At 61.8% G+C, this 18,801-nt stretch carries 16 protein-coding genes; 6 read left to right on the top strand and 10 right to left on the bottom strand.

Annotated features, from left to right (window positions below; translation table 11 throughout):
* Nucleotides 1-212: 212 nt before the first annotated feature.
* From O3W47_RS10480 to O3W47_RS10455, 6 genes are read left to right on the top strand one after another with little or no spacing between them, the layout of a single operon-like run.
* Nucleotides 213-1,364 (top strand): extracellular solute-binding protein, encoded by a 1,152-nt coding sequence (locus O3W47_RS10480; RefSeq protein WP_269313664.1) that lies wholly within the window; start codon nt 213-215, stop codon nt 1,362-1,364.
* Nucleotides 1,361-2,245: an ABC transporter permease gene (locus O3W47_RS10475; protein WP_135397706.1), complete on the top strand. Its 885-nt coding sequence runs from the start codon at nt 1,361-1,363 to the stop codon at nt 2,243-2,245. The genes O3W47_RS10480 and O3W47_RS10475 overlap by 4 nt, the downstream gene beginning before the upstream one ends.
* A 1-nt stretch (nt 2,246) precedes the next feature.
* A complete protein-coding gene (locus tag O3W47_RS10470) occupies nt 2,247-3,071 on the top strand; it encodes an ABC transporter permease (RefSeq protein WP_269313663.1) in 825 nt (274 codons plus the stop codon).
* Nucleotides 3,072-3,080: 9 nt separating this feature from the next.
* Complete coding sequence (locus tag O3W47_RS10465) at nt 3,081-4,115, top strand: ABC transporter ATP-binding protein (RefSeq protein WP_269313662.1); 1,035 nt, start codon at nt 3,081-3,083, stop codon at nt 4,113-4,115.
* Between the two features lies 1 nt (nt 4,116).
* Complete coding sequence (locus tag O3W47_RS10460) at nt 4,117-4,953, top strand: glycerophosphodiester phosphodiesterase (RefSeq protein ID WP_269313661.1); 837 nt, start codon at nt 4,117-4,119, stop codon at nt 4,951-4,953.
* Nucleotides 4,950-5,759 carry an inositol monophosphatase family protein gene (locus O3W47_RS10455; protein ID WP_269313660.1) on the top strand — a complete coding sequence of 270 codons (810 nt, stop codon included), beginning with the start codon at nt 4,950-4,952 and terminating at the stop codon, nt 5,757-5,759. The genes O3W47_RS10460 and O3W47_RS10455 overlap by 4 nt, the downstream gene beginning before the upstream one ends.
* A gap of 39 nt (nt 5,760-5,798) precedes the next feature.
* Here the strand turns inward: O3W47_RS10455 and O3W47_RS10450 are convergent, their stop codons facing one another.
* From O3W47_RS10450 to O3W47_RS10405, 10 genes are all read right to left on the bottom strand, one after another.
* Nucleotides 5,799-7,610, bottom strand: coding sequence for an ABC transporter ATP-binding protein (locus O3W47_RS10450; protein WP_269313659.1), 1,812 nt, complete (start codon nt 7,608-7,610; stop codon nt 5,799-5,801).
* 4 nt (nt 7,611-7,614) lie between these two features.
* Nucleotides 7,615-9,399 carry a gamma-glutamyltransferase family protein gene (locus tag O3W47_RS10445; RefSeq protein ID WP_269313658.1) on the bottom strand — a complete coding sequence of 595 codons (1,785 nt, stop codon included), beginning with the start codon at nt 9,397-9,399 and terminating at the stop codon, nt 7,615-7,617.
* 21 nt (nt 9,400-9,420) lie between these two features.
* Nucleotides 9,421-10,293: an ABC transporter permease gene (locus O3W47_RS10440; RefSeq protein WP_174058871.1), complete on the bottom strand. Its 873-nt coding sequence runs from the start codon at nt 10,291-10,293 to the stop codon at nt 9,421-9,423.
* A gap of 12 nt (nt 10,294-10,305) precedes the next feature.
* Complete coding sequence (locus tag O3W47_RS10435; protein WP_020810606.1) at nt 10,306-11,253, bottom strand: ABC transporter permease; 948 nt, start codon at nt 11,251-11,253, stop codon at nt 10,306-10,308.
* Between the two features lie 68 nt (nt 11,254-11,321).
* A complete protein-coding gene (locus O3W47_RS10430; protein ID WP_269313657.1) occupies nt 11,322-12,830 on the bottom strand; it encodes an ABC transporter substrate-binding protein in 1,509 nt (502 codons plus the stop codon).
* Nucleotides 12,831-12,905: 75 nt separating this feature from the next.
* Nucleotides 12,906-13,718, bottom strand: a complete 813-nt coding sequence (locus O3W47_RS10425) for a FadR/GntR family transcriptional regulator (RefSeq protein ID WP_269313656.1) — start codon at nt 13,716-13,718, stop codon at nt 12,906-12,908.
* A 134-nt stretch (nt 13,719-13,852) separates the two neighbouring features.
* A complete protein-coding gene (locus O3W47_RS10420; RefSeq protein WP_269313655.1) occupies nt 13,853-14,719 on the bottom strand; it encodes an aldose epimerase family protein in 867 nt (288 codons plus the stop codon).
* Nucleotides 14,706-15,893 (bottom strand): galactarate dehydratase, encoded by a 1,188-nt coding sequence (locus O3W47_RS10415; RefSeq protein WP_269313654.1) that lies wholly within the window; start codon nt 15,891-15,893, stop codon nt 14,706-14,708. Before O3W47_RS10415 ends, O3W47_RS10420 begins: the two co-directional genes overlap by 14 nt.
* Before the next feature lie 44 nt (nt 15,894-15,937).
* A complete protein-coding gene (locus O3W47_RS10410) occupies nt 15,938-17,662 on the bottom strand; it encodes an ABC transporter ATP-binding protein (RefSeq protein WP_269313653.1) in 1,725 nt (574 codons plus the stop codon).
* A 9-nt stretch (nt 17,663-17,671) separates the two neighbouring features.
* On the bottom strand, nt 17,672-18,796 hold the full coding sequence (locus O3W47_RS10405; protein ID WP_137454089.1) for an ABC transporter permease: 1,125 nt from the start codon (nt 18,794-18,796) through the stop codon (nt 17,672-17,674).
* Between the last annotated feature and the right edge of the window lie 5 nt (nt 18,797-18,801).

The raw sequence follows: 18,801 nt of genomic DNA, 5'->3' as shown, positions 1-18,801 counted from the left end.
TAGGGCCTGCTTTCGAACGGCCACCCGGACAGAGCGTGCCGGCAATGCCTGTCGGCAGCAACCGTCACGAAAGCGTTATGGAAAGACATTAGAACCGCCGCCGGCCCGTTCAAAAAATGCACGGCTGTGCAACGACCGGCCAGAGCCTTCCCCATCTTTCCCGGGGCCAGCGCTCAGCAGTTCCACTCGCGCCGAAAACATCGGAGACATAGATGAAACGCCGCACCTTTATGATGTCCGCCGCAGGCGCCGCCGCCGGTCTCGCCCTTGCACCGCGCATGAGCTTCGCCGCTCCGGGCACGATCGACTGGTACACCAGTTCGGATACGAATATCCTCGATTTCTGGTCCAATACGATCAAGCCCGCCTTTGAAGCCGCCAATCCCGGGCTGAAGCTCAACCTCGTCGATGCCGGCGACAGCGCCGGCATCACCGCCATCGGCGAACGCGCCATCGCCGCAAAGCAGACGGGCACCGATCCGCAGGCCGATTATTTCGAAACGGCCGATCCGCTGCTGCCCACCGGCGGCATCGATGCCGGCATCTATGTGAACATGGCGAAAGCCGGCCTCTCCAACTATTCGCGCGTCAATCCGCTCGCCATCCGCAGCGAATACAGCCTGCCTTATCGCGGCAGCCAGGTTCTGCTCGCCTATGACACCGGCAAGCTCAAGCCGGCGGATGCACCGAAGACCTGGGACGAGCTCGTCAAATGGATCAAGGCCAATCCCGGCCAGTTCGTCTATAACCGTCCCGACAAGGGCGGCTCCGGCGGTAACTTCGTCCGCCGCGCCATCCATCAGGCCAACGGTCTCGACCCCAAGGCCTTCACGGTCGACAATTACACCCAGGAAGCCGGCGACAAGGCTCTCGGCAAGGCATGGGCGCTGCTCAAGGACATCGCACCGTCGCTCTATGACAAGGGCGCATATTCCTCCGGCAACACGCAGTCGCTGCAGCTGCTTTCGCAGGGCGTCGTCACCATGACCCCTGTCTGGTCCGATCAGGTGCTGAAGGCCATCGATCAGGGCGTTCTGCCGCAAGAAACCGGCCTCGTCCAGCTTCAGGATCTGGCGCTTTGCGGTGACTTCTCGCGCGCCGTGGTGCTTGCCAACGGCGCCAATCGCGATGCTGCCCTGAAGCTCGCCAATTTCGTGCTGTCGGAAGAAATCCAGGGCGCGATCCTCACCGAACTCGGCGGTTTCCCCGGCGTTTCCTGGGACCATGTGTCGGCCGACCTGCGCAAGCGTTTCGCCGACATCATCCCGCAGACCATTCCGACCTTCCCGGCCGGCAAATGGGAAACCGCCATCAATGACGGCTGGTATCGCAACGTCGCTCCCAACGTCGACCGCAAGTCGTGACCGAGATTGCAGAAGGAGCGGTTCGCCCGCTCATCGACAATACGGCAGGCAGGAGGCCAGTCGGCCTCCTGCTCGTCGCCATCCCCGTGTTCCTGATGATCTGGCTCGTCATCTGGCCTGCCATCAACGCCATCGGCCGCACCGTCTGGCGCACCGGAGCGAACGGCGAAACGAGTTTCGATCTTTCGAGCTACGGCTTCTTTTTCTCGGACCGCTACAGCCTCGACAATCTTGCCGTGACGTTGTGGACGACAATGGTCTGCGCGATCCTCCTGCTCGTAATCTGCCTGCCGATCGCGCTCTACCTGCGTTTTTCGCAAGGCCGCCTTTCGGCTTATGTGCAGGCGCTCGCCATCTTCCCGATGTTCGTGCCCTCCATCATCCTCGCCTTCGCCTTCATCCGCGTTCTCGGGCCCAACGGCATGGTGGACATATTGCTCAATGCGGTCGACCTGCCGAAAATCCGCACGCCCTATCTCACCCCGTGGGGGCCGGTCATCGGTCTTGTCTGGGACAATATTCCGCTGACCGTTCTCATCCTGCTCGCGGGCCTCGGCAGCGTCGCCAACCAGTCGGTGGAAGCGGCGCGGGATGTGGGCGCAAACGCGCTTCAAGTCTTCTGGCACATCATCCTGCCGCGCATTTCCAATTCCATTCTCGTGGCGCTTTCCTTTTCGGTGCTCGGCATTTTTTCCTCCTTCACCCTGCCCTATCTTCTCGGACCGGCCTCTCCCGAAATGCTCGGCCCCTTCATGCAGCGCACGCTGCGCGAAGTGCAGGACCCCATCGGCGCCATGACCCAGGCCGTCATCGCTTTCGGTTTCTGCATCGCATTCGGCCTGTTCTACGTGCGTTCGGTCGCGCGCAACCAGGGGAAATGACATGACAATGCTGACGCGGGCGCGAGCCCGCATGGATTGGCCCGGCATATTTTTCGCCACCCTTCTCACCGTCGCCATCGTCGGGCCGCTGCTTGTGGTGGGCACCTGGGCATTCACCGAGGTCTGGCGTTTTCCCAACGTCATTCCCCAGCAGTTCGGTTTGCGCTTCTGGGGCCAGACGCTCGGCCGCGCCGATGTGTGGAATGCGCTGATGCTGAGCCTGCGGCTGACGACGGTGGTAACGCTGCTTTCGGCAGCGATCTGCCTTCCCGCCGCCTATGCCTTTGCGCGCATGAGCTTTCCCGGCCGCAACCTGCTGTTCTTTTCCTTCCTTGCCGGCCACGCCTTCCCGAAATTCGGGCTTCTGGTGGCAATCGCCGCCATTTTCCTGCAGCTCAACCTCATCGGCACCTTCTGGGGCGTCGTTCTCATCCAGCTCGTCGGCACGCTGATGTTCATGATCTGGATTCCCGTGGCGGCATTTCAGGCCGTCGACCGGCGCATGGAAGAGGCGGCCCGCGATGTCGGCGCCAGTCCGCTCAGGGTCTTCTGGTCGATTACGCTGCCGCAGGCGGGACCGACCATCGCCGCCGCCGTGCTGCTGAGTTTTGTCGGCACTTTTTACGAGACGGAAGGCGCATGGCTGATCGGTGCGCCCGGCATCCGCACCATGCCGGTGCTGATGATCAGCTACATCAACAACCAGATGGTCATCCAGTATGGCGCGGTTCTGTCCGTGCTGCTCTGGGTGCCGTCCTTCATTGCCCTCATGTTCGCCCGCCGCGTCATCGGTGGCGGCGCATTCGCCCGCGGTTTCGGCGGTTAGGAAATCATCATGTCCGTACTTCACATCCGCCAGGTCACGAAAACCTATTCCGGCGGGACAAAGGCAGTCGACAGCTTCTCGCTCGATGTCGCCGATGGTGAACTCGTCTGCCTTCTCGGCCCCTCCGGTTCGGGCAAGTCGACGCTGCTGCGCATGGTCGGCGGTTTCGAGCAGCCGACGGGCGGGCAGATCACCATTGATGGCGAAGATGTCACCCACCTGCCGCCAGAGCGGAGGCCGACCGGCATGGTGTTTCAGAGCCACGCGCTCTGGAGCCACATGAACGTCTTCAAAAACCTCGCTTTCGGCCTCAGGCTGCGTCGCATGCCGGCTGCCGTCATTAGAGAGAAAGTGGAGGCCGTGCTCGAACTCGTCGGGCTTTCCGGTTATGGCGAGCGCGCCACCGGCCAGCTTTCCGGCGGCCAGCAGCAGCGCGTGGCGCTCGCGCGCTCGCTGGTTCTCGAACCGAAAATACTCCTGCTCGACGAACCCTTCGCCAGCCTCGACCAGCATCTGCGCGAGCGGCTGCGGGAAGAGGTCCGCGATATTCAGCAGCGTCTCGGCATCACCACGCTGTTCGTCACCCACGGGCAGGACGAGGCGCTTTCCATGGCCGACCGCATCGTCGTGATGGCGAACGGCAAGACCGAACAGATCGACCGGCCGAATGTGATCTATCGCGAACCGCAGACCCCGTTCGTCGCCGGCTTCATCGGCACCATGAACCTGATAGAGGGCGCGGTTTCAGACGGAAACTTCATGCGCGCCGACTTCACCCTGCCGCTTCCGGTCTCCGACGGACCGGCCATTCTCGCCGTTCGCCCGGAAGCCATCGACCTGACGATTTCCGAAACGCCGGAAGCAAGTGTGCATCGGGTGACGGATTACGGGACCCATGGCCTTGTCGACCTTGATCTTGCCGATGGTACAAGGATCAAATCCATGGTCGCCCACCCGGATATGTTCCAGACGGGACAGGGCGTACAGATTGCGCCCCGTGCCGTCACGGCCTATCGCGACAACCGCCCAATCTACCGGAGCTGACATGAACCAGCCGATCCTTATCGACCGCGACGGCCACAGAACATGGCTCAAATGGCATCGCGCCCGCCGCCGCGCTGACGATCCGGTCTTTACCGGCGAGCGTATCATCGAGGCGATGCGGCTCGGTGCAAGCATCGAGGTCGATCTCGTCATCCATGCCGATCACGGCTGCGCCGTTTTGCATGACCGGACGCTGGAGCGGGAGACCACCGGCACCGGCCGGGTGCGCGACACATCCGCAGCCACCCTGCGTCAGCTCCACCTGCGCGACAATGACGGCCAGCCCATCGATGCGAAGGTAATGCTGCTCGAAGACCTTTGCGCCCTGCTTGCCGAGGGCGCCGTTCATCCCGACGCCCTGCTCCAGCTCGATTTCAAGGAAGACCGGCAGGCGCTTACACCGCAGGTGGTCGCCGGTTTCGGGGCGAGCGTTTCGCCAATAGCAAAGTCGGTGATCCTGTCGGGCGGCGATTTCGACGCCATCGCCACGCTGGCCGGCTCAACCCCCGGCCTTCGCACCGGATATGATCCCTGCCACCGCGGCACGCTAGCTGCACTGAAGGCAAGCGGAAACTATCTGGGCTTCATCGAAGACGCCCTTGCCACAGCACCCGATGCCGACATGATCTACCTCGCCTACGAGATCGTGCTTGCCGCCGAGGATGCCGGCGTCGATATCATCGCCCCCATCCATGCCGCCGGCCGCCGTGTCGACGCCTGGACGATCAACAGCGTCACACCGCAATCCATAGAACAGGTGAAACGCCTCCTGCGGCTTAAGGTGGACCAGATCACCACCGACGATCCGGAAGGGCTCGCCGAGGTTTTCAGCCGATGACAGTCAATTACAGCACCATCCTCGACCATATGGTCGCCACCGCCCGCGAAGCCGGCGCATTGACGCTCGACCATTTCAGGCGCTTCCGCGAGATCGAGATCGGCGTCAAGGGACCGGGGGACTTCGTTTCCGATGCGGACAGGGATTCCGAAACGTTGATCCGCGAACGCCTGCTCGGGCAATATCCGTGGGGACTAACCGGCGAGGAATTCGCGCCCGTCGAAGGGGCGGATCAGGATCACCGTTGGCTGGTCGACCCCATCGATGGCACCACCAATTTCATCTTCGGCCAGCACTATACCATCACCATCGCGCTTCGCCGCGGCAATGAAACGATCTGCGGGCTGGTCTACAATCCCGTTTCCGACGAGATGTTCACCGCGATCAAGGGAGACGGCGCCTATCTCAACGGCGAGCGCCTGCGGGTCAATGCCAGCACCGATGACGCCCTGATGTGCGTCGGCACGGGCCTGCCCACGCCCAATCTCCAGCTTTATCCCGGCGCCTATCAGCGCCTCGACGCCATTCGTGCGCCCATCGGCGCGGTCCGCGTGGTCGGCAGCGCCGCCAATTCCTGCGCTTACGTCGCCTGCGGCCGGCTGACCGGCTATTACGAGGAAACGGGCTTCGTGGACACGGCGGCCGGCATTCTGCTGGTGCAGGAGGCTGGCGGCATCGTGACCGACTGGTGGGGCCGCGGACCGGAGTTCTATGAGAAGACCGGCACGCTGATCGTCGCCAATGCCGCGACCCATGCCTATCTCATGGAGCACCTGCGCGGCGTTCCGCCCAAGAACCCCGCATAACGGCTTCTTCTTCGGAGCATCCATGCCGCAGCAATCGTCTCAGGCCACCTGCACCAGGTGGCCGGGCGAAACCGTCCTGTAGTTTCGCGTTGGTGCTTCATATCCCATGGCACGTATCGGGCTTTTTAGCTCGTCATTGGATATGCCGCGCCTTATCCCGCGCCTTGCCGGATCGGGCACCGGCACGGCGGCCATCAGCTTTTTCGTATAGGGATGCTGCGGATTGTCGAAAACCGCCGCACGCGGGCCGATTTCCACGATCTCGCCAAGATACATCACCGCCACACGATGGCTGACACGTTCCACCACCGCCATGTCATGGCTGATGAACAGGAAGGCCAGATTGAGGCTCTGTTGCAGGTCGAGCAGCAGGTTGCAAACCTGCGCCTTGATCGAAACATCGAGCGCCGAGACGCTTTCATCGGCGACGATAACCTTCGGATCGAGCGCAAGCGCACGGGCAATGGCGATGCGCTGGCGCTGGCCGCCCGAAAATTCATGGGGGTAGCGGCTGGCCATATCGGCGGACAGACCCACCTTTTCGAGAAGATCTGCCGTCTTTTCCTTCGCCTGTCTGGTGCTTCCCAGCTTGTGCTTGATGAAGGGCTCGGAAATCGCCGTGCCCACCGTCATGCGCGGATTGAGCGACGAGAACGGGTCCTGAAAGATCATCTGCACGGATTTGCGCATATTGCGCAGGCCGACCGTATCGAGCCGCATCACGTCATAACCGTCGAGCGACACGTCGCCGGCCGTCGGCTCCACAAGCCGCATGATCGAGCGGCCGGTGGTGGATTTTCCGCAGCCGGATTCACCCACCAGCGACAGCGTTTCCCCCTGAAACAGATCGAAGGAGACGTTTTCCACCGCATGGACTGCGCCCGTCTGGCGTGCCAGCAGGCCGGAGCGGATGGCAAAACGCGTCACAAGGTTTCGGACCGACAGAACCGGCGTCTGCCCGCTCGCAACCGTCCCCGCCACCTCCTGCGGCTCGCTCGAAAGGCCGGTTTTCATGTCGAGCACCGGAAACCGTGTCGGCCATTGCCGGTCGCGCATCGAGCCGAGCTTCGGCACCGCTGAAAGCAGCGCCCGTGTATAGGGATGTTTGCCACGCTGGAAGATGTCCTCGGTCGGTCCGGTCTCAACCTCATCGCCGCGATACATCACGATCGTCCGGTCGGCGATTTCGGCCACGACGCCCATGTCATGGGTGATGAAGAGAACGGACATGCCCTCCTCTTCCTGCAGCAGCTTGATCAGATCGAGTATCTGGCCCTGAATGGTGACGTCGAGCGCCGTCGTCGGCTCGTCAGCGATCAGCAGTTTCGGCCGTGAGGCGAGCGCCATGGCGATCATCACGCGCTGGCGCATGCCGCCGGAAAACTGATGCGGATATTCGTCGAAACGACCGGAGGCGTTTGGAATGCGAACCTTTTCCAGCAGCCGCACCGTCTCCGCCCGCGCCTCCTGCTTCGAAAGCCCCTTGTGCCGGATGAGCACTTCGGAAATCTGGCGGCCGATGGTGAAGATCGGATTGAGCGAGGTCATCGGCTCCTGAAAGATCATCGAGATATCGTTGCCGCGCACGCCGCGCATTTCTCTTTCGGAAAGCGCAAGAAGATCGCGCCCGTTGAGCAGCACTTCCCCCTCGATCCGGCTGGAGGCCGGGGCAAGCAGGCGCATGAGAGACAGCGACGTTACCGATTTACCGGAGCCGGATTCGCCGACAATCGCGACGGTTTCGCCGGGCGCGACATCGAAGGACACGTTGCGCACGACGCTCTTCCAGGCGCCATCGACGAGGAAGGAGGTGGTGAGGTTACGGACGGAAAGGACGGGTTTTGTCTCCATGGTGTCACCGCCCCACCGCATAGGCCTGCATCAGCCGCGGTGTTGCGGCCGCGCGAAGCAGGCCGTCCGCATCGCGGCGCGCGGCTGTAAGCCGCCCGACCGACCATGCATCGGCAACCGTGACGCGGTGCCCGCGACGGCGAAGCTCCTGCAGGGTCGCTTCGCCCACGGTGCTTTCCACGGTGATTTCACCCGGTGAACTGGTGCGCGGATAAAACGAGCCCGGGAAATGCGCGGTGTGGAACAGCGGCATGTCGATGGCGGCCTGCAGGTTCTTGCCGTGATGGGCATATCGCAGGAAGAAGGGCAGTTGCCACTGGTCCTGTTGATCGCCGCCCGGCGTGCCGAACACCATGGAGGGACGCCCCTGATGAAGCGCAAGCGAAGGCGTCAGCGTGGTGCGCGGGCGTTTGCCCGGTGCAAGCGAGGTCGGCAGGCCTTCCTTCAGCCAGAACATCTGGGCGCGGGAATTGAGCGCAAAACCGAGGCCGGGCACGATGGGCGAGGATTGCAGCCAGCCGCCCGAAGGCGTGGTGGAGACCATGTTCCCCCAACGGTCGATGACATCGATATGCACCGTGTCGCCGCGCTTCTCCGTCAGATGCGACATGGTCGGCTCGTAGACCGTGCCGGTGCCGCTCATCTCGGCCAGCATGGCCATGGTCGCGTCCACCTGCTTTTCGTAACCCGGCACGGTACCGGGGCGCAGCTCCAGCGAGGCCTCGCCGCTTATCAGCGCACGGCGTCCGGCATTGTAGCCTTCCGACAGGAGATATTCCGTCGGGATCTGGCCGAATTCAGGATCGCCGTAATAGACCTCGCGGTCGGCATAAGCGAGCTTCATGGCTTCGACGATGGTGTGGATGAATTCGGGACCGGAGGGGTCCATGGCCGCAATGTCGAAGCCTTTCAGAAGCGCAAGCGATTGCAGCAGAACCGGACCCTGCCCCCAGGCGGGCGTCTTGGCGATCGTCCAGTCCTGATAGTCGAGCGTCTGCGGCGCTTCGACGGTCGCGCTCCAGTCCGCCATATCCTGCGCCGTCAGCACGCCCTTGTGCCGTGCGCCGCTGGCATCCATGACTTCCGCCGTCCTCACGTAACTGTCGATAGCTTCCGCAACGAAACCCCGATAAAAAGCGTCGCGTGCCGCCTCGATCTGGTTTTCGCGGCCGGAGCACGCTTCGGCTTCGGTGACGATCCGCTGATAGGTTGCGGCCAGAACCGGATTGCGGAAATTGGCGTGAGGCTCGGGTGCCGCGCCGCCCGGCAGCCATGTCTCATGGGATGTCGGCCATTCCTTCTCGAAGAAATCGGCCAGACCCTTGATGGTGGCGGAGACGCGCGGCAATGTCGGATGCCCGTGCTCGGCATAATAGATGGCGGGTTCCAGCACCTCGCGCACGCTCATCGTGCCATAGTCGCGCAGCATCAGCATCCAGCCATCGAAAGCGCCGGGAATGACGGTGGCGAGCAGTCCGTCGCCGGGGATCAGCTTCAGCCCTTCCGACGTGTAATGTTCAATCGTCGCACCGCTCGGGGCCGGGCCCTGTGCGCAGATGACTTCGACCTTGTCCTTCTGCTTCGAATAAAACACGGCGGGCATATCTCCGCCCGGACCGCACAGATGCGGCTCGACAATCTGCAGGACGAAACCGGTGGCGACGGCGGCGTCGAAAGCATTGCCGCCCTTTTCGAGGATCGCCATGCCGACGGCCGACGCGATCCAGTGGGTTGAAGTGACGACGCCGAAGGTGCCAAGGATTTCAGGGCGTGTGGTGAATTCATTCATTCGGATATTCCTTGTAAAAGATCATGCTTCGCGCGGATCGAGCGCATCGCGCAGGCCGTCGCCCAGAAGATTGAAGCCGATGACGACGAGGAAGATGGCGATGCCGGGCCACATCGTCATCCACGGCGCCTGGCTCAAGAAATTCTTCGCGGTATTCAGCATCGAACCCCAGGAGGGCGCCGGCGCCTGCTGGCCGAGGCCGAGGAAAGAAAGGCTCGCCTCCGCGATGATGGCGGTCGCCACCGTCAGGGTCGCCTGCACGATGATGGGGGCGAAGACATTCGGCAGGATGTAACGCGTCATGATATCGATGTGGTTGAGTCCGATGGACCTTGCGCCTTCGACATAATCTTCGGTCTTGACCGCCAGCACCTGCCCGCGCGTCAGCCGCACGAAAATCGGCATGGCGGAAAGGCCGATGGCGATCATCGCATTGGTGAGGCTCGGACCGAGGAAGGCGGCAAGCGCAATCGCCATGATGAGAAACGGCATGGCCAGCAACGCTTCGGTGATGCGGGATATGATCATATCCACCCAGCCGCCGAAATAACCTGAAATCAGGCCAAAAGGCACGCCGATGACCACGGCGATCATCACCGAGACGACGCCCGCCATCAGCGAGGCGCGGGCGCCATAGATCATGCGGGAAAGGATGTCGCGGCCGAGATCGTCGGTGCCGAGCCAATGGGCGGCCGAGGGCGCCTTGCGGATGGCCGACCAGCTGGTCGCCACCGGATCGGCAATCGGCAGGATCGGCGCGGCGATGGCAAGTGCGGCGAAAAACAGCACGATAACCATGCCGACAAGCGCCGATTTGTTGCGCTTCATCTTCTTCCAGGCGCGGCTTTCCTGCCGCGTCGCCGCTACGGAGAGGTTTTGATCGAGAACGGTCATGATATCGGTGCCTCAGATCGTCGCCCTGAGGCGAGGGTTGAGCAGGACATAGGCAATATCGGCCAGAAGATTCATGAGAATGAAGCCGACGGCGGTGCAAAGAACGATGCCCTGCACGACGGCGTAATCGCGGGTGAACACCGCATCGACCGTCATCTTGCCGAAGCCGGGAATGGTGAAAATCTGCTCCGTCAGCACCGCCCCGGCCAGCAATTCGCCGAAGAGCAGCGCCAGCAGCGTGATGACGGGCAGAAGCGCGTTGCGGAAACTATGCGACAGGATGATCTCGCGCGGCGAAAGACCCTTGGCGCGGGCGGTGCGGATATAATCGGAACTGAGCACCGCCACCATCGCCGAACGCGTATGGCGCATCAGCGTTGCCGCAAGCGCATTGCCCAGCACGAAGGCCGGCATGATCATGGTTTCAATGGAACGCACGGGATCGACAAAGATCGATTCATAACCGGATGCCGGCAACCAGCCGAGTTTGACCGACACCAGCAGGATCAGCATGATGCCGAGCCAGAAATTCGGGATGGAGAGGCCGGAAAGCGCCACGATATTGGCCGTGTAGTCGATCCACGTATTCTTCTTGACGGCGGCCAGAATGCCGATGGGAATGCCGATGACCATGGCAAAGAACATCGCCATGACAGCCAGCTGAATGGTGACCGGCAGCTTCTGGCCGATCAGTTCCAGCACCGGCTGGTTGGTGCGCAGAGAAATACCGAAATCGCCCGTCACGACGCCGCCCAGCCAGTTGACATATTGCAGCGGCACAGGGTCGTTGAGGCGATATTTCTCCCGCAGGAATTCAATCGTCGCCGGATCACGCTCCTCGCCAGCCATGGCGAGCACCGGATCGCCCGGCAACAGTTTCTGCAGCGAGAAGACGAAGATGGAGATGATCAGAAGCGTCGGGATCGCGACCAGCAGTCGCTTGCCGATATAAACAGGCATGGCATGGCCCTCTTTCGTGCCAATTCGTGAGGGCCGCACGGCAAGGCCGTGCGGCGCATCCGAAGCGTTCAGTCCTTGGAGACGCCGAGAAGGCGGATCATGCCATCCGGCGACGGCGCCCAGCCCTTGACCTTGTTGGAAATGGCATAGGCATAGGGCTGGTGACCGAGATAGATGATCGGCATGTCATCGTTGAGGATGACGCTTGCGGCATCGTATTTTTCCTTGCGCACCGCATCCTCGGTCGAGGCGCGGGCCTCGTTCAGCAGCTTGTCGACCTCGGGATTGCAATATTTCACATCGTTGATGCCGCCCTTGCAGGTGACGAACTGATGCAGATTGCCATCCGGATCGATACGTCCCGACCAGTCGGAACGGCTGAGCTGGTAGTTGCCGGCCGTCTGTTCGGACAGAAGAGTCGCGAATTCCGTGGCCTTCAGGGTGACGTTGAAGCCGGCCTCGGCCACCATGGACTGGATGACCTGCATCATCTGCGTCTGCGTTGTGTTGTTGGCGTGCTGAAGCTCGATATCGAGCTTTTCGTAACCCGCCTCCTTCATCAGTTGCTTGGCCTTGTCGATATCGCGCGCCGGCACGGCCAAGTTCTGGTTGAACCACGGGCTTGTGGGCGGGAAAGCCTGATTGCCTGCCTTGGATGTGCCCTCGAAGACGATCTGGCCGATCGCTTCCCGGTCTATCGCATAGGAAAAGGCCTGACGCAGGCGCTTGTCCTTGCCGAGCGGATTATCCGCACGCGAACCATTGTTGATATTGACATACATGGCCATGTAGCCCGGTCCGATGACATCCGCATAGGTCAGATTGGCGTCGTTCCTGACGGACTCGGCATCGGAGGCCGAGATGCGCTCGGCGATATCGAGGTCTCCGGAGCGAAGATTGGCAAGCTTCACCGTCGTATCGGGGATCGGCAGATAAACAACCCTGTCGACCAGAATTTTGTCCTTGTCCCAATAATCGGCGAATTTCTCGAGCACGATACGGTCCTGCTGGATGCGCTCGACGAATTTGAACGGCCCGGCGCAGACCGGCTTCGAACCGAAATTCGCGCCCAGTTCCTTGGCCGCCTTCGGCGCAACGATCATTCCGGCACGATCGGAAAGCTGCGCCAGCAGCGTAACATCTGGTGTCTTCAGGGTGAATTTGACGTCCAGCGGCCCGGTGGCCTCGACCTTTTCGACCGAGGAAAGCTCGCTCTTGCGGCGGGATTCCGGCAGGGTCATGTTGCGCTCGATGGTGGCGACGACAGCCGCCGCATCCAGTGTCTCGCCGTCGTGGAATTTCACGCCGTCGCGGATTTTCATCGTCAGCACCTTGCCGCCCTCGGACCAGGCCCATTCGGTGGCAAGCTGGGGAACGATCTTCATGTCCTGCGAGATGTCGACGAGCTTGTCGCACATGGCGGTATAAACGATACGCCCGACGAAGGTGCGCGATTGCGCAGGGTCGAGAACGTCGGCGTCATCGTTAAGGCCGATGCGCAATTCGGACGAAATGGCCGGCGTGGACAGGAATGCACCGGCCAATAAGGCCGCGGTCAATGTCTTGATTTTCTTCATGTTCTATCCTCTGGTCAGGTTATCTTTGTTTTTTCATTGGCCGGTCCTGAAAGGCCGGCAGGTCTGCTCTGCTGCTTATGAGGCCGGCGTGAGCGGATTATCGGCATCGCCCGTGCTGCGGGCGGCGATCTCTTCGCCGGTTTTCTCCTCCAGAAAGCCGAGCGAGGTGGCGCGGATCAGCCTTTCCTGATGCATAAGAAGGTGCTGGCGCATCGCTTCGCCGGCTCTTGCGGGGTCGCGGTCGGCGATGGCATCGACGATCGCTATGTGCTGCTCGAAGGAAGCCTTGCCGTTCGTACCGCTGCGGCGCGCCAGTTCCCGTATCGACTGCCATGCATCGTCCTGGCGAATGCGGTTGACGACATCGAAGATGGACAGGAACAATTTATTGCCGGCGCTCTGGGCAATCTGGCGGTGAAGCGAACCATCCCACAACTCCTTGGCGTCGGCATCCGTGCTCTGGCCGGTCTTCTGGACGAGGGCGCGCATGCGTTCCACCTCGGCGGGTTTGGCGCGCATGGCCGCAAGCTGCGCCAGTTGCGGCTCGATGCGCAGGCGCACTTCCATGATTTCCATGATATCCGTGCCGGCGACCAGTTCCGTCACCTGGGCGGACCAATCGTCCGGTTTTTCACCCACAAAGGTTCCGGCCCCCTGCCGCCGCCAGATCAGGCCCTCGGCTTCCAGAACCTCCAGCGCCCGGCGGATCGAACGGCGGCCGACGTTAAAAGTCTCCGCAAAGGCCCGTTCCGTCGGCAGACGCCCATCCCTCGCGAGATGATTCGCCTGAATATAGTCACGCAACCGCGCCAAGGCGTAGTTGGAATTGTCGTTAGGGCCTGCTGCCACGCCGCACCATTTGTCTGAACCAATCTGATATTGGTTCATTTGGTGAGAAATTTTGCCGACGTCAAGCGCATTTTTGAGCGACGATTTTTCACGCTCAAAATATGGGCATGTGGCGTTTTTTTGAAAGTGAAGTGCGGCGCAGGCGCATGACGTTCTCACCTGCCCTGTGCTCCTCAAGGCCCGATGGAAAGCCGGATGCGTCCCGACAGGCGCTCTCCGGGCGGGATGATCCTGACACCAGACACTTCCCGCTGCGTCTCCGGCACGCCAAGCGCTCCGGCAGCCATGGAAACGGGCTCGAGGCAAAGATAGCGGTCCATGCGGTGAACGGCGAGATGGCCAAAAATAGGATCGGCCTCGATCCGCAGCGAAAACCTGTCAAATTGCACATGTGCATTTGACCAGTCGGTATAATGCAACGTGTATCCCGTTGCAGCGGGAATGGCGGCGTTGTGGCGAGGGACTGCCGGCTGGCCGGTCGGCACGTTCTGCGGGTCCAGCGGATATTGCAGCCTGGCATCCGTGCGCGCGTCGCAACCAAGGCCGGCGGCCAGATAGGGATGCCATCCGAGCGCCATCGGCGCGGGCACGTCCGCCAGATTGGTGATCGACAGGTCCACGGTGAGGCCGGTGTTTTCAAGCAGAAAAGACTGTTCGGCGCGGAAGGAAAATGGCCATTCCCCGTCAGCCTCATAGTCGAGTACCAGCCCGGCCCGATCGGAAGCCAGATCGGAAATCTCCCATGCGCGCCGGTGCGCAGGCCCATGCATGGCATCCGGCGCAAGGGCCGGATGTGGCAGGAGGTCATGGCGGATGCCGGCATGAACGAAGGAGCCGCCATAAAGGCGGTTGTGATAAGGAAACAGCGGGTATGCGCCGGCGCGCGGCCAGTTGAGCGGCTCGAAACCGTCCTCACCCGTCGGCACCAGAATATCGCCGTGGTCGGCATGGTGCAGATGGGTCATCCTGCCGCCCCATGCGGGGCGCAGGCGGGCCGAAAGCGGCCCGCAGCTTATCGCAACCGTTTCAGGCAAAGGCATAGGATCCGTCAGGCCGTTTTGGCACCCGTCTTTGCCAGTGAACATAACCATCTTCCTGCATGGCTTTTTCATCCATCTCGACACCCCAGCCGGGGCGATCCGGCCTCAGTTCCAGATATCCGTCCTTCGGCAGATAGGGGTCGACGACATAACGGGTTTCATCCTCGCGTTTTTCCAGATCGGTACCGCCATAAACGTAGCATTGCCCTTTCGGCAGTCGGTATTCGAGAATACGGAAATTCTGCTGGGCAGCGGAAAAATGCACATTGACGGCGGTGGCAAGCGGCCCCATCGGGTTATGCGGCGCGATGCTGACAAAATGGGCTTCCGCAAGCGTAGCGATGCGGCGCATCTCCGAGATACCGCCGACGACGCAAATATCAGGCTGGATGATATCCGCACCCTTTACCTGAAGAAGACGCAGGAACTCATTGCGATTATACAGACTTTCCCCTGTTGCCAGCGTGCAGTTCAGTCCCTGTTTCAGGTCTCCCCACATCTCGATGTTTTCCGGACGCAAAGGCTCCTCGAAGAACAGCGGATCATAAGGGGCAAGCGCGTTGCCAAGCTGGCGGGCGGCCGCGGGTTCGAAAATCTTGGCATGGGCATCGAAGGCAATGTCGTAGTCGGGCCGCACGGTCTCGCGAAGCGAGCGGAAATATTCGGCCGAACTGCGCACCACCTCGCCCCAGCGATGCGCGTGGATGTCGAGGCGCCACGGGCTGAGCTTGAAGGCCGTGAAGCCCCAGTCTTCATTCAGACGATCGAACTCTTCCTTTGCCGCCGGCGCGTCCGGAGCCGTGTAGACCCCGGCATAGACCTTGATACGGTCGCGCACTTCGCCGCCCAGCAGTTTGTAGACCGGCACCCCCGCCGCCTTGGCGGCAAGGTCCCAGAGGCAATGGTCCAGCGCCGAGATGGCCGAAAGGCCGAGCGCGCCGGGCGGAAAGCGGTTCTGCTGTAGAAGGAGGTTATAGAGATATTCAACCCGCGTCGGGTCCTGCCCGGAAAGGAAGCTATAGAGGTAATCCAGCACCGGCGGCAGGGCGAGATCGGGGCCGTGATTGTAACATTCACCCCAGCCGGTCAAACCGTCATCGGTATCGAGAGCGACGATGACACGGGGGCGGTCCTTGTCGCGGGTGACGAATACCCGCATGCGATCGATTTTCATGCTTCAGTCTTCCTCATGAATTGCAGCGTGCAGCAGGCCCTGCGTTATCGCGCGGCGGCCCCGTTCTTGACTTCGGATGGTTCGACGTAGCGGAATCTGCGGGTGCGGTCCCGGTCGCGCGGGTCCGGGCGCGGAATGGCGGAAAGAAGCGCCTGCGTGTAGGGATGATCCGGCGCGTTGCAGACTTTTTCGGCGTCTCCCACTTCCACCAGCTTGCCGCGATACATCACCCCGACGCGGTCGCACATGTAGCGGATGACGCCGATGTCGTGGCTGATGAAGATATAGGCGAGACCCAGCTCGTCCTGCAGCCGCATCAGAAGATCCAGCACCTGGAACCGCACCGAGACGTCGAGCGCCGACGTCGCCTCATCCGCCACGATGATGCGCGGCTTCAGTGTGATGGCGCGAGCGATGCCGATACGCTGGCGCTGGCCGCCGGAAAAGGCGTGCGGGTAACGCTCACGCCCGGCTGGATCGAGACCCACCTGCTCCATCAGGGCGCAGACACGCTCATCCAACTCCCTGCCCCTGGCAATACCGTTGACCAGCAAGGGCTCGCCGATGACCTGCGCCACCGTCATGCGCGGATTGAGCGAGCCGAACGGGTCCTGGAAAACCATGCGCAGCTCACGCCGTGCGGCTTTCAGCTCGGCGCCGTCGATCCTGGCCAGATCGACCACGCTGCCATCTGCCCGGCGATAGAGCATCGCGCCGCCGGTCGGATCGTAAAGGCGCATGATGGAGCGGCCCATCGTGGTCTTGCCGGAACCGCTTTCGCCGACGATGCCGAGCGTCTCGCCCGGCAATAACTTGATCGACACGCCATCCAGCGCCTTCATCTCGCCGAAATGCATGGAAAGGTCATTCACTTCGAGCACCGGCGCGGCCGTGAGATCGAGCGGAGGCCGGGCAAGCCGGATTTCCGCCTTCTGCTCCAGCTTCAGCACGGAGCCGATCAACATGCGGGTATAGGCGTCCTGCGGGCTGTGGAATATCTCATCCACGGTTCCATATTCCTTGGCGACACCATGGTGCATGACCAGCACGTCGTCGGCAATCTGCGCCACCACACCCATATCGTGGGTGATGAACAGCACCGCCATGCCGTGCGCCTTTTGCAGTCGCGATATCAGGTCGAGGATTTCGGCCTGTGTCGTCACATCGAGCGCCGTCGTCGGTTCGTCGGCGATCAGAAGCTGCGGCTTGCAGGCCAGCGCCATGGCGATCATCGCACGCTGGCGCATGCCGCCCGAATATTGGAAGGCGTAACGATCCAGCGCCTTTTCAGGATTGGGGATTTCCACCTGCCGCAACAGCTCGATGGCCTCGGCCCGCGCCTGTGCCTTGCTCATCTTCAGATGCAGGCGCAGGACCTCGGTGATCTGGTCGCCGACCGTGTGCACGGGTGAAAGCGACGACATCGGCTCCTGAAAAATCATCGCGATGTTAGCGCCGCGCACCGAGCGGATGGCCCGGCTGCGCGGATCGAGCTTTGCGAGATCGAGAGACGTGCCGTCGGCGCGGTTGAGGATGATCGACCCGGACGCGATGCGGCCGGGGCTGTCGATGATCTGCAGGATCGAACGGGCGGTGACGGATTTGCCGGAACCGCTTTCGCCGACGACGCAGAGGGTCTTGCCGGGATCGATGGAAAAAGACAGATCGTTGACCGCCCGGAAAACGCCGTTTCTGACCGGAAATTCGGTGACCAGATTGCGGACTTCAAGCAGCGGCTTGGCTGGCTTCATGGAGAGAATGTCGCTCATCCGGGGCCCTCACTTGTTATAGGGGTCGGCTGCGTCGCGCAGGCCGTCGCCGAGCAGATTGAGCGCCATGACGGCAATGACGACCGCCACACCGGGCAGGAACAGCCAGGGTGCTGTCGCTATCGAGCGGATATTCTGCGCCTCGCGAAGCAAAACGCCCCAGGAAATCGTCGGCGGTTGAAGGCCGAGACCGAGGAAGGACAGCGATGTTTCCGCAAGGATCATCGCCGGAACCGCAAGCGTGACCGAGGCGATGATATGGCTCGAAAAACTCGGCAGCATATGACGGAAGATGATGCGCCCTTCCGGCACACCATCCAGCCGGGCCGCGGCCACGAACTCTTCGGTTCTGAGCGAGAGGAACCGGCCGCGCACGACGCGGGCAAGCTGCGCCCAGCCGGTCAGGGACAGGATGATGGTGATCATCATATATTGAAGCGTGGCAGGCCAGCCCTGCGGCAGGGCGGCGGCCAGCGCCAGCCAGATGGGAATGGTGGGCAGCGAAAGCACGAAGTCGATCACTCGCTGCATGACGAAATCGATGCGGCCGCCGTAATATCCTGAAATGCCTCCCAGAACGACGCCGAGCAGCAAGGAGAAGAACACGCCGACAAGACCGATGGACAGGGAGACCTGCGCGCCCTGTACCACGCGGCTGAAGACATCGCGCCCGAGACGATCCGCGCCGAAAAGGAAGAGCGGGCGCGTTTTATCGGTGGAGGCCAGCAGGTGGATATTTGTGGTGAACAGGCCGAATACGGAATATTCGTAACCGCGACCGAAAAGCTGGACCGGAATTTTCTTAGCCGTATCTTCGACGAACACCGCCGCCAGCGTTTCAGGATTGCGGGTCAGCTTCAGCGGATAATAATGCAGCCCGAGCGAGAAACCCTCGGTCGTATCGATGAAATGGACGCGCTGCGGCGGATGGAAGGTGGCGCGGGCATTCTGCAGCACCGGATCGTTGATGGCGAAGAAGCCGGGCACCAGCGCGACGATATACATGGCGATGGTGATGAACAGGGCGGCCATGGCCAGCTTGTGGCGCTTGAAGGCCCACCAGATGAGTTGCCACTGCGAGGCGACGGCGGCGCGGTCCTGCCGGGCATTGGTGGTCATGGTGATATCGCTCATGGCGC

The organism is Agrobacterium sp. LMR679, assembly GCF_027157905.1.
In the GTDB taxonomy this organism is placed as follows: Bacteria; Pseudomonadota; Alphaproteobacteria; order Rhizobiales; family Rhizobiaceae; genus Agrobacterium; species Agrobacterium leguminum.
The sequence above is the reverse complement of the archived record's forward strand: the minus strand, read 5'-3'. Positions and strand labels throughout refer to the sequence as shown.